This is a genomic window from Lysinibacillus sp. CD3-6 (genome assembly GCF_006351725.2).
In the GTDB taxonomy this organism is placed as follows: Bacteria; Bacillota; Bacilli; order Bacillales_A; family Planococcaceae; genus Lysinibacillus.
In genome coordinates, this window is the sequence record NZ_CP085880.1 from 845651 (window position 1) to 866481 (window position 20831).

Consider the following 20831-nt stretch of genomic DNA (forward strand, 5'->3'; position numbering starts at 1 on the left):
GTATGAGGGTGTCAGGCACTCAAATGTATGAGGGTGTCAGGCACTCAAACAATTTAGCATGTGCTTCTTCGCCAACTTAGATTTCTGCTCAGAACGTATGCAATGTTAGACGTATCAAATCACGCGCTGGCAAGAGGTCCGTGCGGAAACAGCTTATAAGTGTCAGGCACTCAAACAATTTAGCGATTTGTCACAAGAAAGAGACTGTTCAATATAGCACAGTCTCTTTCAGTATGTCATTATTTCGTATATACTTATATGGACTATAGTTTGAGAAAGGGACCAATATTATGAAATACATAAGGAAAATATTATTATTTGTTGTACTTGTTTGCTGCTTTCTCTCAATATCAGAACAGGCAATGGCAGCAAAAGCAACAAAATTCTATGAATATAGTAATGCTAAAGGTATTACGGTCATTAACTATCATTCATTTGGGGATTATAAAGAAATAGCGAATATAAATATTACAGAAAAGCTATTTCGTGAGCAGTTGAAGATGCTAAAGGACAATGGCTATTCAACCGTTACGGAGGAGCAGCTAATCGCATATTTACAAGGGCATGGTCGCATTCCTGAGAAAGCAGTATTTTTAACGATAGATGATGGCTATGAAAGTGTCTATAAAATGGCATACCCTATTTTAAAAGAAATGGGCATGCAGGCAACATTGTTTGTGATCGCAAATGATGTAGAGACAGGTGCCAGAAAAAATGTACCTATGTTGAATTGGCAACAAATAAAGGAAATGTCCGATTCTGGTATTATGCGTATTGGCAACCATACATATGATTTACATTGGCGAGGGAACAATGATAAGTCAAAACACGAGGCAATGATACTTAATCAGAAAAAAAATGGAGAGCCACTTACAAATGAGGAGCGTCTTCGATACATTCAAGAGGATGTTACAAAGGCACATCAGCTAATAGAAAAATATACAGGGATAGCACCTAAATCGTTTGCATACCCATATGGTGTTTATGATCGAATTGCTGAGCAGGCAATCAAAAAAGCAGGTTACACGATCGATTACTCTACACAGGGTGGCTATAATTTATTTGGACAAGGAACCGTTCATATTAAACGTATCGATTCTAGCAATCGAGTGTCGGCGCATGAGTTAAAAAAGATTTTAGAAAAAAATTATTCACTTGCAGAGCAACAATATCGACAACGAGATATACAAGTCGAGGCTCAAGTGACTTCAAATAAAGTGACACTCAAAGCTTGGTTAAAAAGTGATATGAATAAAGGACCACTTCAAGCAAAAGAAACACGTTTCGAGCTTTATAAAATGGTGAATGGAGAGCGCCAGCTTCAACGTGATTTTGGCAGTTACTGTGTGACAGCAAATAAGAGTACAAGAGTGATGTCAACCGAAGAAAATATCGCAAATTATGAAGCGGGTGGTTATTCCGTTAAAGCGATTATGATTAAACAAGACGGAAGTAAAGAAGTTTTTTGGATTAATTTTAATAAATAATAAAAACCGCTATGCTACGCGGGAATCCTGATTTGTTCCGCGGAAATAACAGTTCACTTCGCGGGAATCCTGATTTGTTCCGCGGAAATAACAGTTCACCTCGCGGGAATCCTGATTTGTCCCGCGGGAATAACAGTTCACTTCGCGGGAATCCTGATTTGCTCCGCGGAAATAACAGTTCACTTCGCGGGAATATTGTTTTATTCCGCGGGAATCCCGTTATGTCGGAAGTTCTTTATATATGGTAAGAAGAAGGATGTGTCATTGCATTCAAATTTTGTAAATGTTAAGGTGATAAATGAGGTGAATAGATGTGAAACAATTTGATATCGCTATTATTGGCGCAGGTCCAGGAGGATATGTGTCAGCAATTCATGCGGCTAAAAGTGGTATGAAAGTAGCTTTAGTAGAACGCGATAAAGTGGGAGGCGCTTGCTATAATGTTGGCTGTATTCCATCTAAAATTTTGTTAGAGCACAGTAAATTAGTGCAAGAAATAAAGCGTGGCAACGATTGGGGAATTGAAACACCAGTCGTAAATGTAAACTTCCCTCGTTTAATGCAACGTAAAAATGCAGTCGTTCAAGAGCTTTTAGATAATATTGAACAGTTTATTGCGAGCAATCAAATTACATTTTACCGAGGAGAAGCATCGGTAGCTGCCGATTTAACGATAACGGTCGGTCAAGAAACTTTTAGAGCGAAAGATATCATTTTAGCAACTGGAAGTAAGCCATTTGTGCCGCCGTTTAAAGGACTAGAAAACGCAGCCTATTATACGACGGATACTTTTTTTGAAATGGAAGAACTTCCACAACAGCTAACGATTATTGGTGGAGGAGTAATTGCCGTTGAAATGGCATTTAGCTTGGCACCACTTGGTACGAAAATAACGATGCTGAATCATAGTGCCGATATTTTACAGACGGAAGAACCAGATGCACGACCAATTATTCGCGAGAAGATGAAAGATATCGGTATCGAACTTGTCACAAACTTTCAATTTGAGCTTTTTAATGGCAATGAAATTCATACATCTAAAGGAATCTATACATACGAAAACCTATTATTTGCAACGGGGCGTCGGCCAAATACGGAAATTGCACAACAGCTAGCGCTTGATTTTGATGGTCGTTTAATTGCGGTAAATAAGCATTACGAAACGAGTCATCCACATATTTATGCAATAGGTGATTTAGTCGGAGGCTATCAGTTAGCACATGCTGCTAGTGCGGAAGGTATTTATGTTGTGGATTATATTTTGGGGGCTAAACGAGCATTGGTTGACCAAGCACTTATTCCACGTTGTGTTTATACACATCCTGAAATTGCGACGTTTGGCTTGTTAGAAGAGCAAGTGGAGCAAGCGTATACGGTGACCAAAATGCCAATTCACACAAATCCAAAGGCGTTAATGGAAGGAAATGTCGAAGGTTTTGTAAAGCTTATTGTAACGAAAGAGGATGGAGATATTTTAGGAGCATGTGTTGTGGCTGATGGTGCTACAGAAATACTCAATGCTATTTTAGCTACGAAAAATGCTGGTGGCACAGTAGCCGAATTAGCAAATATGATTTTTCCTCATCCTACCGTATCAGAGCATATTGGGGATGCTGCAAAAGCGGTATTCGGTAAAGCGATTCATCACTAAAGTAAATTGAGAAGAAGGTTGTTCACATAATGGTTGTGGCAACCTTTTTGTTATTCAAATATAAACACCATTAAAGTTTATTGACTTTAACTAAAATTATGTTAAATTAAATTTATAAGATTACTTGGTATTCGAGCGGATTAGCTGGCTAGACATCTAGAGGCTTCTATTTTACATGACGACTTATTTGTTGACTGTATATAGAAGCCTCTTTTTTGAACAAAGGTTGGAACATGGTTTTAAATAGATAGTCATTCTTGACCGCTAAATAAGGGGGAGGGTGACTTTGAAATGGACTAGAAAACAAAAGGGAGTGAGCAAGATGACAAAAGTAGTAATTATTAACGGTAGTAATACGAGGTATTCACGAGTAACGGCGATTCAGGAGAAAGTAGAGCGTTTTTTCCCAGCTCATAGTACTGAGATACACACAATTCAAGTACATGAATTGCCTGCTGTGGCGTTAATAACTGCAGACTTTGAAAATGATGTCATTAAAGCAGAAAATCGTAAAGTGGAGGAAGCAGATATTGTTGTTATTTTAACACCCATATATAAAGCATCATATACAGGCATATTAAAAACCTACTTAGATTTATTGCCACAAAAAGCGTTAGTAGGAAAGAAGATTTTACCGATAGCAGTGGGTGGCTCTATTGGGCATTTACTCGCATTAGAATATGCTCTAAAACCTGTATTGGCTGTATTAGGTGCAACAGATATTGCCCATTCTGTTTATATTATCGATAAGCAAATTATTCGGCTAGAGGATGGCAGTTTTGCTATTGAGGAGGATGCCATTCATCGCCTTGAGGTCGAATTAAAAAAAATACAGCATATTGTAGCTGTAAACTAATGTATAAAAGCGCATCGCAGGAAATGCACTCCTAAGATGCGCTTAATCGATTAATTTACTTCAGATTCATCCAATAAAGTTTCTTTCTCCGACGGTATTGTAGAAAGATATAAAAATGCCTCATCTTGCAATAACAATAATTTCTCTTCACATATCCCGTGCGATAATACTCCTGAAAAAATGGATTCCCACCAAGTTCCTGTTGTTGTTGTCATTATCTACGCCCCCGTTTCAAATTAATATGTAATTGTATATTTCCCGAGATTCACAAAAAAAAACATGGCATCATTAGTTGCTATTACTTTTTTTTTACAACACCACCTGTTTCAGAAGGAGGAATTTTCGCCTTCAATGTTGTATCGTATAGACAAAGATAGTTTGTTTCAAAAAAGACCAAACTATGTATTGCAATAAAAAAAAAGGGGTGTTTATTTATGAATTTTACGCCACAAGATGTTGAAAATATGATTACAGAGCAGCGACAATTTTATTTTTCTCGCGCTACAAAAGATGTAAAGTTTCGAAAAAACCAATTAATGAACTTAAAGAAAAGTATTTTAAAGTATGAAAAAGATATTTTACATGCGTTGTTTTTAGATCTAAGAAAAAGTGAGTTTGAGGCATACGCAACAGAAATTGGAATTGTCCTTGATAGTATTTCTTATATGGTGAAAAATTTAGAGGAGTGGGTGAAGCCAGAAATAGCTAAAACGCCAATTCACCTTCAAATGGGAAAAAGTTTTATTGTTCGAGAGCCATATGGCGTTACGTTAATTATTGGGCCATTTAATTACCCATTTCAACTTGTGATGGAACCTTTAATTGGTGCAATTATTGGTGGGAATACAGCTATTGTCAAGCCTTCTGAAACATCTGTGCATACAGCAAATATCGTGAAGAAAATTATTGAAGAAACATTTGAACCATCCTATATTCGCGTTGTAGAAGGGGAAAAGGAAGAAGTAACTGCCCTAATCCATGCTTCGTTTGATTATATATTTTTTACTGGCAGTGTAGCTGTCGGTAAAATAGTGGCGAAAGCAGCAGCTGAACGGTTAACGCCATTAGCACTCGAACTTGGTGGTAAAAGTCCTGCAATAGTCGACCAAACCGCAAATTTAGAAGTTGCTGCCAAACGAATTGCTTGGGGGAAATTTACAAATACAGGTCAAACATGTGTAGCACCAGACTATTTGCTTGTCCATAAAGACATATATGATCGGTTTATGAAATTGTTAAAGGACACTGTCCGTTCTTTCTACGGGAAAAATGCGATAAAAAGCCCCGATTACGGTCGTATTGTGAATGATAGACAGTTTGATCGTCTGCAAAAAATTTTAGTGGAGGAACGGGACACTATTACATATGGTGGGCGGACAGATCGGGATGATTTATATATTGAACCTACCATTATTGAATATGTAAAGTGGTCAAGTCCTTCCATGCAAGATGAGCTATTTGGACCGATTTTACCTGTTATGGTATATGATGATTTACGCCTTGCTATTCATCAAGTTCGACAATTGCCGAAGCCTTTAGCAGCATATTTTTTCTCAGAACATGAAAAAGCGATCCAATACTTTTTAGAGGAATTGCCATTCGGTGGTGGCTGTATAAATGACACGGTAACACATGTAGGAAATCAGCATTTGCCATTTGGTGGGGTTGGTCCTTCAGGGGTTAATGCGTATCATGGAAAGGCAAGCTTTGATAATTTTACACATCCAAAATCAATATTAAAAAAATCTTCAAAGCTCGAGACAAATATTCTTTTTCCACCGTATAAACAAAAGGTTAAACTTATTCGTACTATTATGAAGTAAAAATGATGGAGGTGTCTATTTTTTAGACACCTCCATCCTCTTCATTTTCTACTGGCGGTAGTTTTATTTTTATCGTTGAGCCATAGTTTAACTTGCTTTCAATTGCAATAGTGCCACCATGTTCTTGGATAATCTTGTTTGTGATGAGCATACCAAGACCTGTTCCTGTAGACTTGGTTGTATAAAATGGTTCAAAAATACGCTTAATCATAGCCTCAGACATTCCAACACCATTATCTGTAATTGTCACCATAATTAATCCTTCCGTATTTTTAGCAATGAAAATAATTATTTCTCCTTCAGCTGTACGTGCTTCAATGGCTTCAATGGCATTTTTAATAATATTGATGAATACTTGTTTTAATTGATTTTCATTAGCTAATATTCGATTATCTTCGCTGACGGTATGCAGTGAAAAGGTAATGTTATGCTTTTGAAATTCTAGATGAAATAGGTGACTAATACTATTAATAATATCGTCTATGGAAACGATTTTTAATTGTTCTACATGAGGCTTAGACAGCACTAAAAATTCACCAATAATTAAATTAATACGCTCGATTTCGGATTGAATAATTTCAGTATAAGCATAACAGGATGAATCCTTTTCTATACTCATCATTTGTACAAAACCTGATATGACAGCCATAGGATTACGAATTTCATGTGCTACACCAGCTGCAATTTCGCCTGCCATTTTTAGTTTTTCTGATTGTAGTAAAAGTTGTTCATTTTCTTTTTTATAAGATATGTCGCGCGTAATAGCAGAAATAGCTATCATTTTGTTTGTGCGATCATAGATAGGCGAGAGTGAAATTTCAACATCGAAAACTGTACCATTTTTTCGCATATCTTGTGTTTCTAATAGTTTGAAGCTTTTTCCCTCTAATAAACTGGCATATCGCTGTTCTGCTTCCAAGACATTTTCTGGTGGCACGAGTGGGATGCTTTTGCCAACAATTTCAGCTCTAGTCCAGCCATATACTTCCTCAAAAGCTGGATTTACATCAATAATGCGATTATCTAAACTAAAAACCGCGATACAATCATTGGCATGTTGAAAAAACAAATGCAAATAGGCTTCTTGCGAAAGCAGCTCTTGTTTCTTCTCTAAATTCATTTCGTTTAGTCGATACCAAAAATGTTGTAAATAGCGTGATTGAATCCATCCAATAATAGTAAGTAAAAGGACAACAAAAATAAATGTATCGAAATACTGAGCATTCACAAAGGATTCACTGGGAAAATGGTGATAATAAGATAGAGCTATAATTTCTAACAAAGAAACAATACTAATAAGGGTATTCATTTTTATCGATTGATAGATAGTTATTAATAATATATAGAAAATAAAGCAAATAAAACTAGTTAAAGAAAAGCTAAAGATATTAAGGTAAACGATGGCTATATTGCCTGATATAATTAATACCCATTGCATGGGCACTGGTTTAATTTTAAATATTTTGCCTGCTAGTAAAGGTAAAAATAATATTAGCAATATACCGATCAGTACTTCGAGGCTACTATAGAGATTTAACATAATAAGCACTCCATAGGCAAAAATAGCTGTCACATAAAATAGCAAGATAATCTCATTACGCATACGTAAAAATTCCAATTGTTGCATATTTAGCACCTCAATTTTTAATCAATATTTCCATCATACATGATTCGCAGTTGTCGATAAATGCCGATTTTTGATAAGATAGGAAAAATCGGACTTAATTTTATAAATGGTAGCGTTTTCATTTAAAAAACGTCTTGTGAGGCATTTCATTTCTAGGCGAATAAGTAGTAAAATAAATTCATTAGGTAAGTGGGGGTATTCAGATTGTCTTTTTTTGTCGAAAAACAAGAAATGATGAAATGAATGTTGAGATTGATTGGAGGACTATGAAATGTATGCAGAGGAATTGTTAAGTGCATTACCTTTGAAAAAAATAATTGGCGTGTTACCAGACCAAGTGACGGATATTGTGATTGATTCTCGAAGTGTGCAACCGAATAGCATGTTTGTATGTATTAAAGGTTACACAGTGGATGGCCATGATTACGCGCAAAGAGCTGTTGATGGTGGTGCAACAATTGTTGTCACTGAACGAGAACTACCATTAGCTGATGCGATTGCACAAGTTGTTGTGAAGGATACAGATCGTGCAGTTGGTTTGTTAGCTGCTAAGTTTTTTGACTATCCTTCAAAAGATATGACAATGATTGGTGTAACAGGGACGAATGGGAAAACATCTGTAACAGGTATTATTCAAAATATCATGCACGGTATGGGCGAGAAATCTGCATTGTCGGGAACAATTGGTTTTAATTTAAATGGTATTTTATATGAATCTGCGAATACCACAAGTGATGCATTATCGACGCAACAAATGATTTTCCGTGCAAAAATGGAAGGCTGCCGTTTAATGACGATGGAGGTTTCTTCTCATGGTTTAGCACTTGGCCGTTTAGCAGGTGTTGATTATGATGTTGCTATTTTTACAAACCTTACTCATGATCATCTTGATTTCCATGGTACGATGGAGGAATATGGGAATGCAAAAGGCTTATTATTCTCTCAACTTGGACAAGACTTAGAAAAAAATAAACTCGTAGTGCTTAATGCGGACGATGCTTGGTCAGAACGCTATGCAGCGATGACGCCATTCCCAGTATGGACTTATGGATTAAACAATGAGACAGCCGATTTCCGTGCTATTAACTGTGAGTACCATGATTACATGACTTCATTTGATGTAGTGATGTCTGAAGGGATATTCCCTGTGAAAATGCATTTACTTGGTGAGTTCAATATTTATAATGTACTTGCTGCAATGGTTGCCTTTTATGGCAGAGGCTATTCTATGGAATCGATTATTGAACAGATAGAGCAATTACCACCAGTAAAAGGTCGTATGGAAAAAGTATGCTCTGATTTGCCAGTGCAAATCTTTGTTGATTACGCGCATACACCAGATGCTATAGAAAAGGCTATCGCAGCAGCTACGCCTTATAAAAAAGGAAAGCTTATTTTCTTAGTTGGCACAGGGGGCAATCGTGATAAATCTAAACGTCCTGCAATGGCTGAAAAAGCATCAGCAGCAGATTATGTAATTTTAACGACAGATGACCCTCGCTATGAGGAGTACGATAGTATTACAGGTGATCTTGCTAAAGGTATGCTGCATAAAAATTATGCATGTATTGGAGATCGAGCAGAGGCAGTACGTCATGCAATAGAAATTGCTGAACCAGGGGATATGATTATTTTTGCTGGTAAAGGTCATGAAGATTACCAAATTATCGAAAATACAAAATATCCACATAGTGATGCAGAAATTGCGATAGAGGCTGGACACTTAAAATTTGTCTAAATTAATTGCGAAAAAAACTTTAGTAGCAAGCCCAACTTGCAAGGCAGCCAACGTAGTGATGGCTTCCATGCGTACAATAATTCAAACGTATCGACAGTCTGAACCCTTTTAGTAGTGACTAAAGGGTTTTCTTTTTGGGGAATTCATGTAAAAAGGTTGTACGAAGGGCTAGACTTCTTTTATTATTAGTAGGTATGAAAAAAGGAGAATGAAGAGATGACTTCAAATTTAGAAAAAGATATATTAGCAAGACGTACGTTCGCTATTATTAGTCACCCGGATGCTGGGAAAACGACGATTACAGAAAAGCTTTTACTTTTTGGCGGAGCGATTCGTGATGCAGGTACAGTAAAAGGTAAGAAATCAGGGAAATTTGCTACATCAGACTGGATGGAAATTGAAAAACAACGTGGTATTTCGGTAACATCTTCTGTTATGCAGTTTGATTATAGTGGTTCACGCGTTAATATTTTGGATACACCAGGACACCAAGATTTCTCTGAGGATACGTATCGTACATTAATGGCAGTAGACAGTGCTGTCATGGTTGTAGATGCTGCTAAAGGGATTGAGGCACAAACATTAAAACTATTCAAAGTTTGTAAAATGCGCGGTATTCCGATTTTTACATTTATCAATAAATTGGACCGTCAAGGGAAAGAGCCTCTTGAGCTAATCGAAGAGCTTGAAGAAGTGCTTGGTATTCAAGCCTACCCAATGAACTGGCCAATTGGTATGGGGAAAGAATTCCTAGGTATTTATGACCGTTATAACAAACGTATTGAGCAATTCCGTACTGAAGAGGGAGAACGTTTCCTACCAATCGATGAGAACGGTGAGTTAGCAGTTGATAATCCGATGAAAGTCACTTCCTATTACTCACAAGCGATGGATGACATTATGCTACTAAATGAGGCAGGTAATGCTTATTCAGAAGAAAAAATTCGTCGTGGTGAATTAACACCTGTGTTCTTCGGTTCTGCCTTAACAAACTTTGGGGTACAAACATTCCTTGAAACTTATTTACAATTTGCTCCAACACCTCAGCCTCGTATTACAGAAGATGAGCAGTTCATTGACCCTGTTGAGCATCCAGAGTTTTCTGGCTTTATTTTCAAAATTCAAGCGAATATGAACCCTGCACACCGTGACCGTATTGCCTTTGTACGAATTGTATCTGGTAAATTTGAGCGCGGTATGAATATGACGCTATCTCGTACAGGAAAATCGTTTAAAGTGACACAGTCTACACAGTTTTTAGCTGACGACCGTGAAACAGTTGACGAAGCGGTAGCTGGAGATATAATTGGCTTGTACGATACAGGCACATACCAAATTGGTGATACTGTTGTAGGTGGCAAGAAAACGTTCCAATTTGAAAAATTACCGCAGTTCACACCTGAACTATTTGTGCGAGTAACGGCGAAAAACGTAATGAAATCAAAGCAATTCCATAAAGGGATTTTGCAATTGGTGCAAGAGGGAGCCATTCAATACTACAAAACACTTCATACAGAAGAAGTTATTTTAGGTGCAGTTGGGCAATTACAATTTGAAGTATTTGAACACCGCATGAAAAATGAATACAATGTAGAAGTAAGAATGGAGCCAATTGGTTCAAAAATGGCACGTTGGATTGAAAATGAAGAAGATGTAAAAGAATCAATGTCTTCAAGTCGTTCAATGCTTGTAAAAGACCGCTTTGACAATCTTGTTTTCCTATTTGAAAATGAATTTGCTATGCGCTGGTTCTCAGATAAAAACGAAAATATTAAATTATATAGCCTTCTATAAAAAGAAACACGAATCGACATTTCATCGATTCGTGTTTTTTTACAAGGAAAATAAGCGATTGGTGTAGAATGTATACAATATAAGGAAATGTTTAATCATTATGAGTACTGGCATCATTGCGCTACAGGCGGACGCCTTCCGCGGGCAAGCACCGAGCCGCTTCCCTCGCTACGCTCAGTTCAGGGTCTCGGTTTGCTTGCTTTTCCCGCAGGAGTCGCCGCCTTCCGCTCCATTGAAATATTTTATTTCTCAAAAAAAAATGATAAAAATGCGAATTATGAAATTGTTTCAACATAATGTATTAATTTATAAAAAATCCCCCTTTTCGGCTATCATAGGAAAGAAGAGAAAGAAAAGGAGTATTTACAAATGAACATTAGCAACTTTTCGATAAAAAGGCCTGTTTTTACACTTGTGTCGATGCTACTAATCATTATTTTAGGTGGCGTATCATTGTTAAAAATACCAATCACTTTAATTCCTGAATTAAATCCACCAATAGGTGTTGTTGTTACCTCCTATCCTGGTGCGAGCTCAACGGAAGTGAATGAGAAGGTAACAAAACCTTTAGAGGCGACATTGGCCACCTTGCCAGGCATAAAAAAACTTCAATCTACCTCACAGGAAGGTTCAAATTTAATTGTGCTCGAGTTTAATTGGACAACGGATATAGAAGAAGTTCAACTCGACATTTTACAGCGAATTGATATGACACCGTTACCGAGTGATGCACAAAAACCAAGTTTTTTAAAATTTGACCCATCACAGTTTCCAATTATTCAGCTTTCATTACGCGCAGACAATGATCAGGTGGACGTGCGTATTTTAGCAGATTCATTGGAAAAAGAGCTCCGTCGTACAGAAGGAGTTGCAAGTGTAAATGTCTCTGGCAAGCTTATAGAAGAAGTACAAGTAACATTAGATGAATCGAAATTAATTGCCAAAGGCTTAACCCAAGCTGATATTATTCAAATCATTCAAACGAATAATGTGTCACTGCCTGGAGAACCAGTATTGACCGCTGATGGCCAAATGCTGTCGACACGTATTATTAGTACATTAACAAAACCAGAAGATATTGCGGATTTAATTGTATCCGTCAATCCAATAGACGGGGAAACACTAACGGTAGGAGATGTAGCGACCGTCGAGCGTGCAGAGCAAAAATCCTTAACCGAAACGCGTGCTAATGACCATCCAGCTGTATTAATGTCCGTTTTGCAAGAGTCAGGGGCAAATACTGCCGAAGTATCAAAAGCGTTCCAACAATCCTTAAATGACTTACTAGCACAGGAGCAATATAAAGGTGTAGTAGCAGATGTATTAGTAGATCAAGGGAATTATGTGAATTTAGCGATCAGTAACATAGGTTCTTCATTACTATTAGGTGGCTTATTTGCAATGCTTGTATTATTTGTTTTTTTACGAGGCGTGAAAAGTCCAATTATTATTGGCATTGCCATACCTTATTCTGTCATCGTCACATTTGTATTAATGTATTTTGCTCATTTCACTCTCAATATTATGACATTAGGTGCGTTGGCATTAGGCATTGGGATGCTTGTTGACAATGCAATCGTTGTTATTGAAAATGTGGAACGGCATCTAGGGCTTGGGAAAAACCCAATCGAAGCAGCAAAGCAAGGCACAAAGGAAGTGGCGCTAGCAATAACAGCATCTACATTAACAACAATTGCTGTGTTTATTCCCGTAATGTTTATAGAAGGTTTAATAGGGCAAATCTTTACGGAATTTGCACTTACAATTTCCTTCAGTTTAATTGCCTCATTATTAGTCGCATTAACCGTTGTACCAATGTTGGCAAGCCGTCTGTTAAAAATGAAAGACCAAAACATAAATGAAATGCGAAAGGCATCGGCATTTTATAAGCACTACAATGCATCTATTGTTTGGGTTTTAAAACATCGTTTTTTAGTTATTTTATCGGCCGTTATCCTCTTCGGTTTATCCGTGTTTGGCTTATCGAGAATCGGTACGGAATTTTTACCAGCAACAGATGAAGGATTTGCTTCTATCAGTGTAGATCTTGATAGAGGTGCTGCAGTAACAAAAACGGAACAGGTTGTCACAGCAATAGAGGAGCGCTTAAAAGAAGAGCAAGATGTGGATGTCTATGTTAGCCTAATTGGCGGTACGCAGCAGTCGCAAGCACGTGGACAAACAAGTGCAAATCGAGCGGAAATCTATGTGAAGCTAGTACCACTTGCAGATCGTAAACGTTCAATTTTTGAATTTGTAGAAGAGGTAGAAAAGGATTTAAACAATGAGCTAGGTGAGCAAGCTGACATCACATTTAATGTATCAACATCGTCGGGTTCATCTCCTAATACATTGACATTCCGATTAACTGATTCAAATGAACAACGTTTACAAGAGTCAGTTGATAAAGTACAGCAAGAACTAAAGCGCATTAACATTGTCACAAATGTAATGACAGATTTAGATAATACAGTCCAAGAAATTCAAATTGAAGTAGATCGTGAAAAAGCTAAGGATTATGGCTTTTTACCTGCTCAAATAGCCCAAACGGTTAATCAAATGACAAAGGGGCAACTGACGACGCAAATGATTGATGATGATGGAACTGTGTTATCGGTGTATACAGGCTTTGGTCAGTCATTTAATGAAAGTATTGAGTCCTTAAAGGCAATGGAGCTTCGTTCTCCAGCAGGTCTATTTGTTAAGCTCGATGAAATCGCGCACGTATCTATACAAGAAGGGCCAGTATCGATTAGACGTTCCGATCAGGCTGCTGCAGTTGCATTTTTCGTTGATTATACAACGAAGGAGTCACTAGGGGGTATTTCAAAAGAGGTCGATAAGGCTCTTGAAAAAGCTAATTTACCTTCTGAAACACAAGTGGTGTTTAGTGGCGATCGTGAGCTTTATGATAGCGCAATTGATGATATGCTTTTAGCTGTAGCGTTGGCTGTAGTGCTTGTTTATATTGTAATGGCAGCGCAGTTTGAGTCATTTAAATATCCTTTCGTCATTATGTTTACGGTACCGCTTATGATTATTGGTGTTACGATTGCAATGTTTGCTACAAAGACATTACTAGGTGTGACATCTGTTATTGGGATTTTGGTACTTGTGGGCATTGTTGTGAACAACGGTATTGTGCTAGTCGATTATATTAATCAGCAAAAGATGAATGGCATGAAGTCCTATGATGCGATATTACTTGCTACTCAAGATCGACTGCGACCGATATTAATGACGGCGTTAACAACTATATTAGGTTTGCTACCACTTGCACTTGGTATTGGCGAAGGTACGGAGATGAACCAGCCAATGGGTATCGCTGTAATTGGTGGGCTTATTACTTCGACTTTACTGACATTATATATAGTGCCAGCTGTTTATAGCTTAATGGATAAAGAAACTAGAAGATTGCCTTAAGTATAAGGGGGAAATGAGATATGGGCGTTCATTTTTTTACAGGTTTTCCAGGGTTCATTTCAAGTCAATTAATACGTGAGCTATTTCACAAAAATAAAACGCAACAAGTTATCGCAATTGTGCTAGCGGGGGAATTACCAAAAGCAGCTGTTGAAAAAAGCAAGATAGAAGTAGACTACCCTCATTGTTCGATACAAATCGTCGAAGGAGACATTACACTACCTAATTTAGGGCTGACAAATCAAGTCGTACAGGAAATTCAGCATCAAATTGAAGTGTTTTGGCATTTAGCAGCTATTTATGATTTAGCTGTGCCGAGAGATATCGCTTGGAAAGTTAACGTCCATGGCACAGCAATGGTAAATGATTTTGTACGAACACTACCGAATTTAAAGCGGTATATGTATTTCAGTACAGCATATGTTGCTGGACTGCGTGAAGGGGTTTTACGTGAAAATGAATTGATTCGACCTCCTGCTTTTAAAAACTATTATGAGGAGACAAAATACGAGGCGGAGCATCGTGTAGAAGATTTAAAGTCGGAGATACCGATAACGATAATTCGTCCAGGCATTGTGCGGGGGCATTCAGAGACTGGGGAAACGATTAAATTTGATGGGCCATATTTCTTTTTAAATATGGTAGAAAAATTAAAACGTTTACCGATTATACCGTATATAGGCGTGTCAAGTACGGCAATTAATGTTGTGCCGATAGATTATATTATCAATGCAGTAACTTATATAATGGATGAGAAAAGTGCGGAAGGGAAAACTTTACATTTAACAGATCCGAATCCACATCCTGTACAAGAGGTATATCGCACAATGGTAAAATTATTAACGGATCATTATCCAAAAGGACGTTTTCCTTTGTCTTTAGCAAAACAATCGCTAAAAGTACCGTTCATTCGGAAGATGTTGGGCGTGGAGCAAGAATCTTTAGATTATTTAACATGGCAGGCAGTCTTTGATACAACAGAAGCGGTTGCCATTTTACAAAAAGGAAATATTACATGTCCTGATTTTATACAAACAATGCCGAAGATGGTGGATTTTTATCTAGCACATAAAGACGATAAAAACTACCAAATTCAAATTAAATAATGATGGATTTCTTTGTCAGCTTTAAATGATAGTGCTATAATAAACGAACAAAAGAAATATCCTTAGACAATTTGTTAAAGGGGAGTAGCTAGCAGATGCGAGCGATGCATCTGATTTCACATTCGTCAAGACATGGTATTTGCCATCGGGTGTGATAGCAAATGTTGTTACTTTGCAATAGGTGCAAAGCTGAGACTTGTAATGAGAGAAGTAACAAATCCAAATTTGCTTAGCAAGACCTTTGCCTTCTTTCAGGCAGGGGTTTTTTCTTTTGCATTTGACTAGTAAATGACCGCAATTTTGGGTATACAGAGTTTAAAGGAGGAACAGAGGATGGAAGCAATATTATTACAATATGGCTGGGTACTGATTGTACTCGTCGTATTAGAAGGATTACTAGCAGCAGACAACGCAGTTGTAATGGCTGTTATGGTTAAACACTTACCGCATGACCTACAAAAAAAGGCACTTTTTTACGGATTATTTGGAGCATTAATATTCCGATTCTCTGCGCTCTTTGTTATTACAGTATTAGTTAACTACTGGCAAATTCAGGCGGTTGGAGCTGCCTACCTATTGTTTATGTCAGCGAAAAATATTTATGACTTAAGAAAAGGTAAAGATGAAGAAGAAGAAAATGATGAGGCGGCTGTGAAAAAGGGTTCTGGCTTCTGGATGACTGTCTTAAAAGTTGAGCTTGCCGATATAGCATTTGCAATTGACTCAATGCTTGCTGCAGTTGCTATTGCTGTGACGCTTCCACACTTAGGTAATTTTGATATTGGTGGCATTAATGGTGGACAATTTATTATTATGCTATTAGGTGGCTTTATAGGCGTCATCATGATGCGTTTTGCTGCACAATGGTTTGTGAAAGTTTTAAACGACTATCCTTCACTTGAAACAGCAGCCTTTTTAATTGTTGGATGGGTTGGGGTAAAACTTGTTGTTTTAACATTAGCACATGAAAAAGTGGGCATATTACCTACAGAATTCCCTCATTCAACAGGCTGGGAATTAACGTTTTGGATTGTGTTAATAGGCATTGCATTTGTCGGTTATTTAGTAGGAGTACGTAATAAAAAACAAACAAAATAGCCGTTTATATTTTTTATAAATATATTTTAAATCCGCGTTGCTTTCTGCGGGCAAGGCAGAGCCGCATTACTTGCTTCCACTAGCATGATTTTGTGTGCTTGCTTTTTCTGCGAAAGTCTCAATGCGGATTTTTGTTTTATATCGAATAAATAGCTCGAGGTTGCTCATTTTATACTGTGTAGAACAGCCTCTTTCTTTTTTTATAGTTTTTTTCTATACTAATATCTATCTTGGCATCATGAATGGAAGGAGTTGATGAGGTGCCTTGGAAAAAATCATCAAATAAATTAATTACACCGTTTCAGGCACTAGTTTCTTATTATTTCATAGCAATAGCAATATCCTTCCTATTGTTACGACTGCCTGGCGTTCATCAAACGGGTGTAAAGGTATCATTATTAGATAGCTTATTTACTGCCGTAAGTGCTGTTAGTGTTACTGGCTTAACAACGTTTAATATTTCAGAGACCTATACAACATTTGGGCTCGTCATGGTACTTGTTATTTTACAGCTCGGCGCGATTGGTATAATGTCGCTGGGAACCTTTGTATGGTTGCTTGTAGGAAAAAAAATCGGCATGCGTGAACGTCAACTAATTATGATTGATCATAATCAGTATAATTTATCAGGCGTTGTCCAATTGATTCGAGAAATTTTGAAAATCTTAATCGGTATAGAATTAGCAGGAGCTATTATTTTAACTGCACATTTTACGAATTATTTCGATACATTTGAACAAGCTCTAATTCATGGTGTCTTTGCTTCTATATCAGCTACCACTAACGGAGGCTTTGATATTACAGGAATGAGTTTACTGCCATTTCATAATGATTATTTCGTCCAACTAATCACCATGGTATTGATTGTGTTAGGCGCAATTGGCTTCCCAGTGCTCGTCGAGATAAAAACATTTTTACTTAATCGACATGCCAATTTCCGATTTAGCTTATTTACAAAAATAACGACAACGACTTATGCCATTTTATTTGTAGTAGGGGCGCTCGTTATTTTACTGCTTGAGTCATTCCATTCATTTAAAGGAATGCCTTGGCATGAAGCGATCTTTTCCGCAATGTTCCATTCCGTATCTACACGTTCTGCGGGACTTACAACATATGATGTAACATCCTTCAGTGAGGCGACAGATATTTTTATGAGTTTTTTAATGTTCATTGGTTCATCTCCAAGCTCAGTTGGAGGCGGTATACGGACGACGACTTTCGCTATCGCGATATTATTTTTAATCACATTTGCACGTGGAAGAGAGGATATTCAAATATTTGGGCGTGAAATCCATTTAATTGATGTCTTCCGAGCATTTGTCGTTATTTTAGTAGCTTGTTTTATGGTGCTAATTGCGACAATCATTTTACTTATTACAGAGCCACATGCGACGCTTATACAAATCATTTTTGAAATTACATCTGCGTTCGGAACATGCGGTATGTCTTTAGGAATTACCTCCGATTTATCGGTTGTAGGTAAAATCATCATTATTATTTTAATGTTCATAGGGCGAGTAGGTTTAATTTCCTTCCTGTATTCACTTGGTGGAGGCGGAAGAGGTAAAAAATCCAAATACCATTACCCGAAAGAACGAGTGATTATCGGGTAAACTTCTGGAAGTATAGAGATATAAGGGTTTAATGGGGGCGAAATTATGATTTGCCCCCTTTTTGCCCCCTGAAGGTCAATTTTTGAGGTATTCTTCGAATTTTTTAAGTGCACTTCTTTCGTGCTCAGGGGTAATGTGTAAATAAGTGTTTGCCGTAATGTCTATATTTTTGTGTCCTAATCTTGTGCTTACTGTTTTGATATCTACTCCAGCTTCTAACATCATTACTGCGTGTGTATGACGGAGTAAGTGTGTAGATTTTCTAGGTTCTAATTTGGCATACCTAAGTAAATTTTGCATCATGTCTTGTGGCTTTGTTTGATAAAAGATTTTTCCATTCTCATCAACAAATACATATTCAGATAAAAAGTAATCTTGTTTTATCTTTTCATTCTCTTCTTGCCACGATTTATATAATTGCAATTCATTAATCAAATCATCTTCAATACTTATTGTACGAAGGCTAGATTTTGATTTTGGAGGTCCTAAACCAGTTCTAGTGCGTTGCCGATCAACTGTAAGTGTTTTATTTACAAAATCTATATCAGACCAAAATAACCCTAGGAGCTCACCACTACGCAGCCCTGTATGAAGTAAAGTTATGACCATAACACGTTTGTAAATATCTTCAGTTTCGATTGCATTCAATAGTTTTTTTACTTCAAATTTGTTCAAGAACATTGTTTTTTCTTCTTCATCGTCTTTAGTAATTTGTATACCTCTTAATAAATTTTTCTCTAATTCATCATGTTCAACTGCGCTATTTATAATTCCCATCATTTCACCGTGGATGCGGTCTACAGTGTTTTTTGCATAATCATGTTCAAATAACAACTCGTTTATAAATAGTTGATAGTCTGCACGCTTTAACTTATTTAATTTATGTCCTTTAAATCTATCAAGCAATTTAAGTTGTCCGTTTCTAGCTGATATATTGCTGGACTCTCTTCGATGTTGGTTATGCATTTTGTTATGTATTTCTAACCAATCCTCAAAAAGCATCTCACCTTTTCTTAATTTTTCGATTCCACCTACAACAAGTTTTTCTTCAATTAAAACTGCTGCAGTGCGTGCCTCGGCTTTAGTTCTAAAACCACCCTTTGATATTTCTTTTTGCTTACCAGCATCGTTGTATTTTATTCGGTATTCCCAATGGTCGCCACGTTTACGAAAGTAAGCCATTATATTACCTCCTTTAAATAGAATGTATGTTCTTTTTTTATGTATTAAAATAGCCCCTTAAATTTTAATTCCACTAATTCAACTGGAACATGGTGTAAGGCAGCTATTTCGTATATCGTCATTCGTTCTGATATATATTTTCTTGCAAGCTCGTCAGGTATTAATAATTCAACCGCAAATATATTCGCTTGATGCTCTATCTTATCTATAGAGAAATAAGTGTTACTTCTCATAAAAGGTGTGTTTACGTCAGGGTGTAAGACTACATGCCCTAGTTCGTGAACACAGACAAATTCTTTTTTGTGTTCAGCAAGATTTGAATTTATAAAAATGTATTTATTTCTTCTAACATATCGGTAGAAACCATGAATTTCATTGTCTAAATCATACTCAATTATTTGAACATTCATATGTTGAGTAATTACAGCAATATCATTTGTCTGATATGTATTGATCAAGTCTTGGACGATTTTCTTTATCCACATGCTTGTCACCCCTCAATGGTAATGGTTAATCATTTCTATATTTTTTAGGGATAAACTTTTTATTAGCAAGTGTGGCTAATCTTTCAGCATGCTCTAAGGCTTCTAAAAGAGATTCAATCGCTTCTTCACTCATCGGCTCGCCCATGAAACTTAATGCATCATTGTTATCATTACTACTTCCCTCTAATAAATCTTTTTTTATTTTTGCCATTCGTTTGCCGATATCACGCTCGTCTTTTTCGGTAAGAGAAGACTTCTTTTTCTCAATTCGGCTAGGTATGTTCATATCTCCTTCACCAGTTAAAAGCCATTTATAAGAAACGTCATATAATTCGGTAAGGGTAGCTAATGTGTTCATGTCTGGTTCACTAACGTTATTTTCATAACCACTAAGTGTTTTATTATTAATGTTAGTTCTTTCTTTTACTTGTGTTTGTTTTAATCCACTCTTCTGACGAGCCATCCTAAGTCGGTCACCTAATGTAGTCATCATAACACCACCTTTTTCTTTAAGTTTAAGAACATTTAATCATAATCTCAAAAATAAAGAATATTTTTCTTAAAAACTTAGAATTTTTATTGACTTCTTAGAAATTAAGAATTATAGTTAACTTAACGAATTCTTAGATATTAAGAAAAGAGGTGATTCTTATGAAAGTACACGAAAGAATTCGTCGGTATTTAGAAAGCAACGGTTTGAAAATGAATTATGTTGCTGATAAATCGTCCATTGAATTAAAAAGGTTTTACAGAATTATTAATGGAGATTCAATTTTATCGGCGGATGAGTACGAACAAATTTGCATTGGTTTAAATGTCGAGCTAAATTTTTTTAAAGATAATTTCTTAGTTTCTAAGAATAAAACTGCCTAACTATTCACAGATTAACTGTTGGCATGTATATAACTCGAAAGGTGGTGTTAATGTGATTCATCATTACATTAC

Annotated in this window: 16 protein-coding genes; 11 read left to right on the plus strand and 5 right to left on the minus strand. The window is 36.7% G+C overall.

Features of this window, described 5'->3' with window-relative positions:
- Positions 1-290: 290 nt before the first annotated feature.
- The 3 genes from FH508_RS03830 to ssuE all read left to right on the plus strand — a co-directional run bounded on the left by FH508_RS03830 (position 291) and on the right by ssuE (position 3994).
- Positions 291-1487, plus strand: coding sequence for a polysaccharide deacetylase family protein (locus FH508_RS03830; RefSeq protein ID WP_173478039.1), 1197 nt, complete (start codon positions 291-293; stop codon positions 1485-1487).
- 313 nt (positions 1488-1800) lie between these two features.
- A complete protein-coding gene (gene lpdA, locus FH508_RS03835; protein ID WP_173478038.1) occupies positions 1801-3138 on the plus strand; it encodes a dihydrolipoyl dehydrogenase in 1338 nt (445 codons plus the stop codon).
- 322 nt (positions 3139-3460) lie between these two features.
- Positions 3461-3994, plus strand: coding sequence for an NADPH-dependent FMN reductase (gene ssuE, locus FH508_RS03840; RefSeq protein ID WP_173478037.1), 534 nt, complete (start codon positions 3461-3463; stop codon positions 3992-3994).
- A 50-nt stretch (positions 3995-4044) separates the two neighbouring features.
- Here ssuE and FH508_RS03845 read toward each other — a convergent pair whose 3' ends face one another.
- On the minus strand, positions 4045-4209 hold the full coding sequence (locus FH508_RS03845) for a hypothetical protein (protein ID WP_173478036.1): 165 nt from the start codon (positions 4207-4209) through the stop codon (positions 4045-4047).
- A gap of 219 nt (positions 4210-4428) precedes the next feature.
- Here FH508_RS03845 and FH508_RS03850 point away from each other — a divergent pair, with 219 nt between their 5' ends.
- Entirely contained in the window at positions 4429-5817 is a 1389-nt protein-coding gene (locus FH508_RS03850; protein WP_173478035.1) for an aldehyde dehydrogenase, read from the plus strand.
- Positions 5818-5839: 22 nt separating this feature from the next.
- On the opposite strand, the gene FH508_RS03855 is transcribed toward FH508_RS03850, so the two are convergent.
- The gene (locus tag FH508_RS03855; RefSeq protein ID WP_173478034.1) at positions 5840-7444 is read right to left on the minus strand and encodes a two-component system sensor histidine kinase NtrB; all 1605 of its coding nucleotides are present in this window, start codon (positions 7442-7444) and stop codon (positions 5840-5842) included.
- A 271-nt stretch (positions 7445-7715) separates the two neighbouring features.
- On the opposite strand from FH508_RS03855, the gene FH508_RS03860 reads away from it, so the two are divergent.
- The 6 genes from FH508_RS03860 (at position 7716) to FH508_RS03885 (ending at position 18219) form a co-directional block, all read left to right on the plus strand.
- On the plus strand, positions 7716-9182 hold the full coding sequence (locus FH508_RS03860) for a UDP-N-acetylmuramoyl-L-alanyl-D-glutamate--2,6-diaminopimelate ligase (protein WP_173478033.1): 1467 nt from the start codon (positions 7716-7718) through the stop codon (positions 9180-9182).
- 216 nt (positions 9183-9398) lie between these two features.
- Positions 9399-10976, plus strand: coding sequence for a peptide chain release factor 3 (locus FH508_RS03865; protein WP_173478032.1), 1578 nt, complete (start codon positions 9399-9401; stop codon positions 10974-10976).
- A 369-nt stretch (positions 10977-11345) separates the two neighbouring features.
- On the plus strand, positions 11346-14399 hold the full coding sequence (locus tag FH508_RS03870; protein ID WP_173478031.1) for an efflux RND transporter permease subunit: 3054 nt from the start codon (positions 11346-11348) through the stop codon (positions 14397-14399).
- Between the two features lie 20 nt (positions 14400-14419).
- Positions 14420-15505: an SDR family oxidoreductase gene (locus FH508_RS03875; protein ID WP_173478030.1), complete on the plus strand. Its 1086-nt coding sequence runs from the start codon at positions 14420-14422 to the stop codon at positions 15503-15505.
- Positions 15506-15838: 333 nt separating this feature from the next.
- Positions 15839-16603, plus strand: a complete 765-nt coding sequence (locus tag FH508_RS03880) for a TerC family protein (RefSeq protein ID WP_173478029.1) — start codon at positions 15839-15841, stop codon at positions 16601-16603.
- 260 nt (positions 16604-16863) lie between these two features.
- Positions 16864-18219 carry a TrkH family potassium uptake protein gene (locus FH508_RS03885; protein WP_305068706.1) on the plus strand — a complete coding sequence of 452 codons (1356 nt, stop codon included), beginning with the start codon at positions 16864-16866 and terminating at the stop codon, positions 18217-18219.
- A gap of 75 nt (positions 18220-18294) precedes the next feature.
- Here the strand turns inward: FH508_RS03885 and FH508_RS03890 are convergent, their stop codons facing one another.
- Genes FH508_RS03890 through FH508_RS03900 form a run of 3 tightly spaced genes read right to left on the minus strand, consistent with a single transcriptional unit; the run spans position 18295 to position 20379 of the window.
- A complete protein-coding gene (locus tag FH508_RS03890; RefSeq protein ID WP_173478027.1) occupies positions 18295-19401 on the minus strand; it encodes a tyrosine-type recombinase/integrase in 1107 nt (368 codons plus the stop codon).
- Between the two features lie 44 nt (positions 19402-19445).
- A complete protein-coding gene (locus tag FH508_RS03895; protein ID WP_173478026.1) occupies positions 19446-19886 on the minus strand; it encodes an ImmA/IrrE family metallo-endopeptidase in 441 nt (146 codons plus the stop codon).
- Between the two features lie 25 nt (positions 19887-19911).
- Entirely contained in the window at positions 19912-20379 is a 468-nt protein-coding gene (locus tag FH508_RS03900) for a helix-turn-helix domain-containing protein (protein WP_228134377.1), read from the minus strand.
- Between the two features lie 158 nt (positions 20380-20537).
- Here FH508_RS03900 and FH508_RS03905 point away from each other — a divergent pair, with 158 nt between their 5' ends.
- Positions 20538-20759: a helix-turn-helix domain-containing protein gene (locus tag FH508_RS03905; protein WP_173478024.1), complete on the plus strand. Its 222-nt coding sequence runs from the start codon at positions 20538-20540 to the stop codon at positions 20757-20759.
- Positions 20760-20831 lie beyond the last annotated feature (72 nt).

What these genes read in the sequence shown, in the direction of transcription:
- ssuE (WP_173478037.1), top strand. Translation starts at nt 3,461, where the DNA reads ATGACAAAAGTAGTAATTATTAACGGTAGTAATACGAGGTATTCACGA.
- FH508_RS03830 (WP_173478039.1), top strand. Translation starts at nt 291, where the DNA reads ATGAAATACATAAGGAAAATATTATTATTTGTTGTACTTGTTTGCTGC.
- FH508_RS03880 (WP_173478029.1), top strand. Translation starts at nt 15,839, where the DNA reads ATGGAAGCAATATTATTACAATATGGCTGGGTACTGATTGTACTCGTC.
- FH508_RS03895 (WP_173478026.1), bottom strand. Translation starts at nt 19,886, where the DNA reads ATGTGGATAAAGAAAATCGTCCAAGACTTGATCAATACATATCAGACA.
- FH508_RS03900 (WP_228134377.1), bottom strand. Translation starts at nt 20,379, where the DNA reads ATGATGACTACATTAGGTGACCGACTTAGGATGGCTCGTCAGAAGAGT.
- FH508_RS03850 (WP_173478035.1), top strand. Translation starts at nt 4,429, where the DNA reads ATGAATTTTACGCCACAAGATGTTGAAAATATGATTACAGAGCAGCGA.
- FH508_RS03855 (WP_173478034.1), bottom strand. Translation starts at nt 7,444, where the DNA reads ATGCAACAATTGGAATTTTTACGTATGCGTAATGAGATTATCTTGCTA.
- FH508_RS03845 (WP_173478036.1), bottom strand. Translation starts at nt 4,209, where the DNA reads ATGACAACAACAACAGGAACTTGGTGGGAATCCATTTTTTCAGGAGTA.
- FH508_RS03890 (WP_173478027.1), bottom strand. Translation starts at nt 19,401, where the DNA reads ATGGCTTACTTTCGTAAACGTGGCGACCATTGGGAATACCGAATAAAA.
- FH508_RS03865 (WP_173478032.1), top strand. Translation starts at nt 9,399, where the DNA reads ATGACTTCAAATTTAGAAAAAGATATATTAGCAAGACGTACGTTCGCT.
- FH508_RS03860 (WP_173478033.1), top strand. Translation starts at nt 7,716, where the DNA reads ATGTATGCAGAGGAATTGTTAAGTGCATTACCTTTGAAAAAAATAATT.
- FH508_RS03870 (WP_173478031.1), top strand. Translation starts at nt 11,346, where the DNA reads ATGAACATTAGCAACTTTTCGATAAAAAGGCCTGTTTTTACACTTGTG.
- FH508_RS03875 (WP_173478030.1), top strand. Translation starts at nt 14,420, where the DNA reads ATGGGCGTTCATTTTTTTACAGGTTTTCCAGGGTTCATTTCAAGTCAA.
- FH508_RS03905 (WP_173478024.1), top strand. Translation starts at nt 20,538, where the DNA reads ATGAAAGTACACGAAAGAATTCGTCGGTATTTAGAAAGCAACGGTTTG.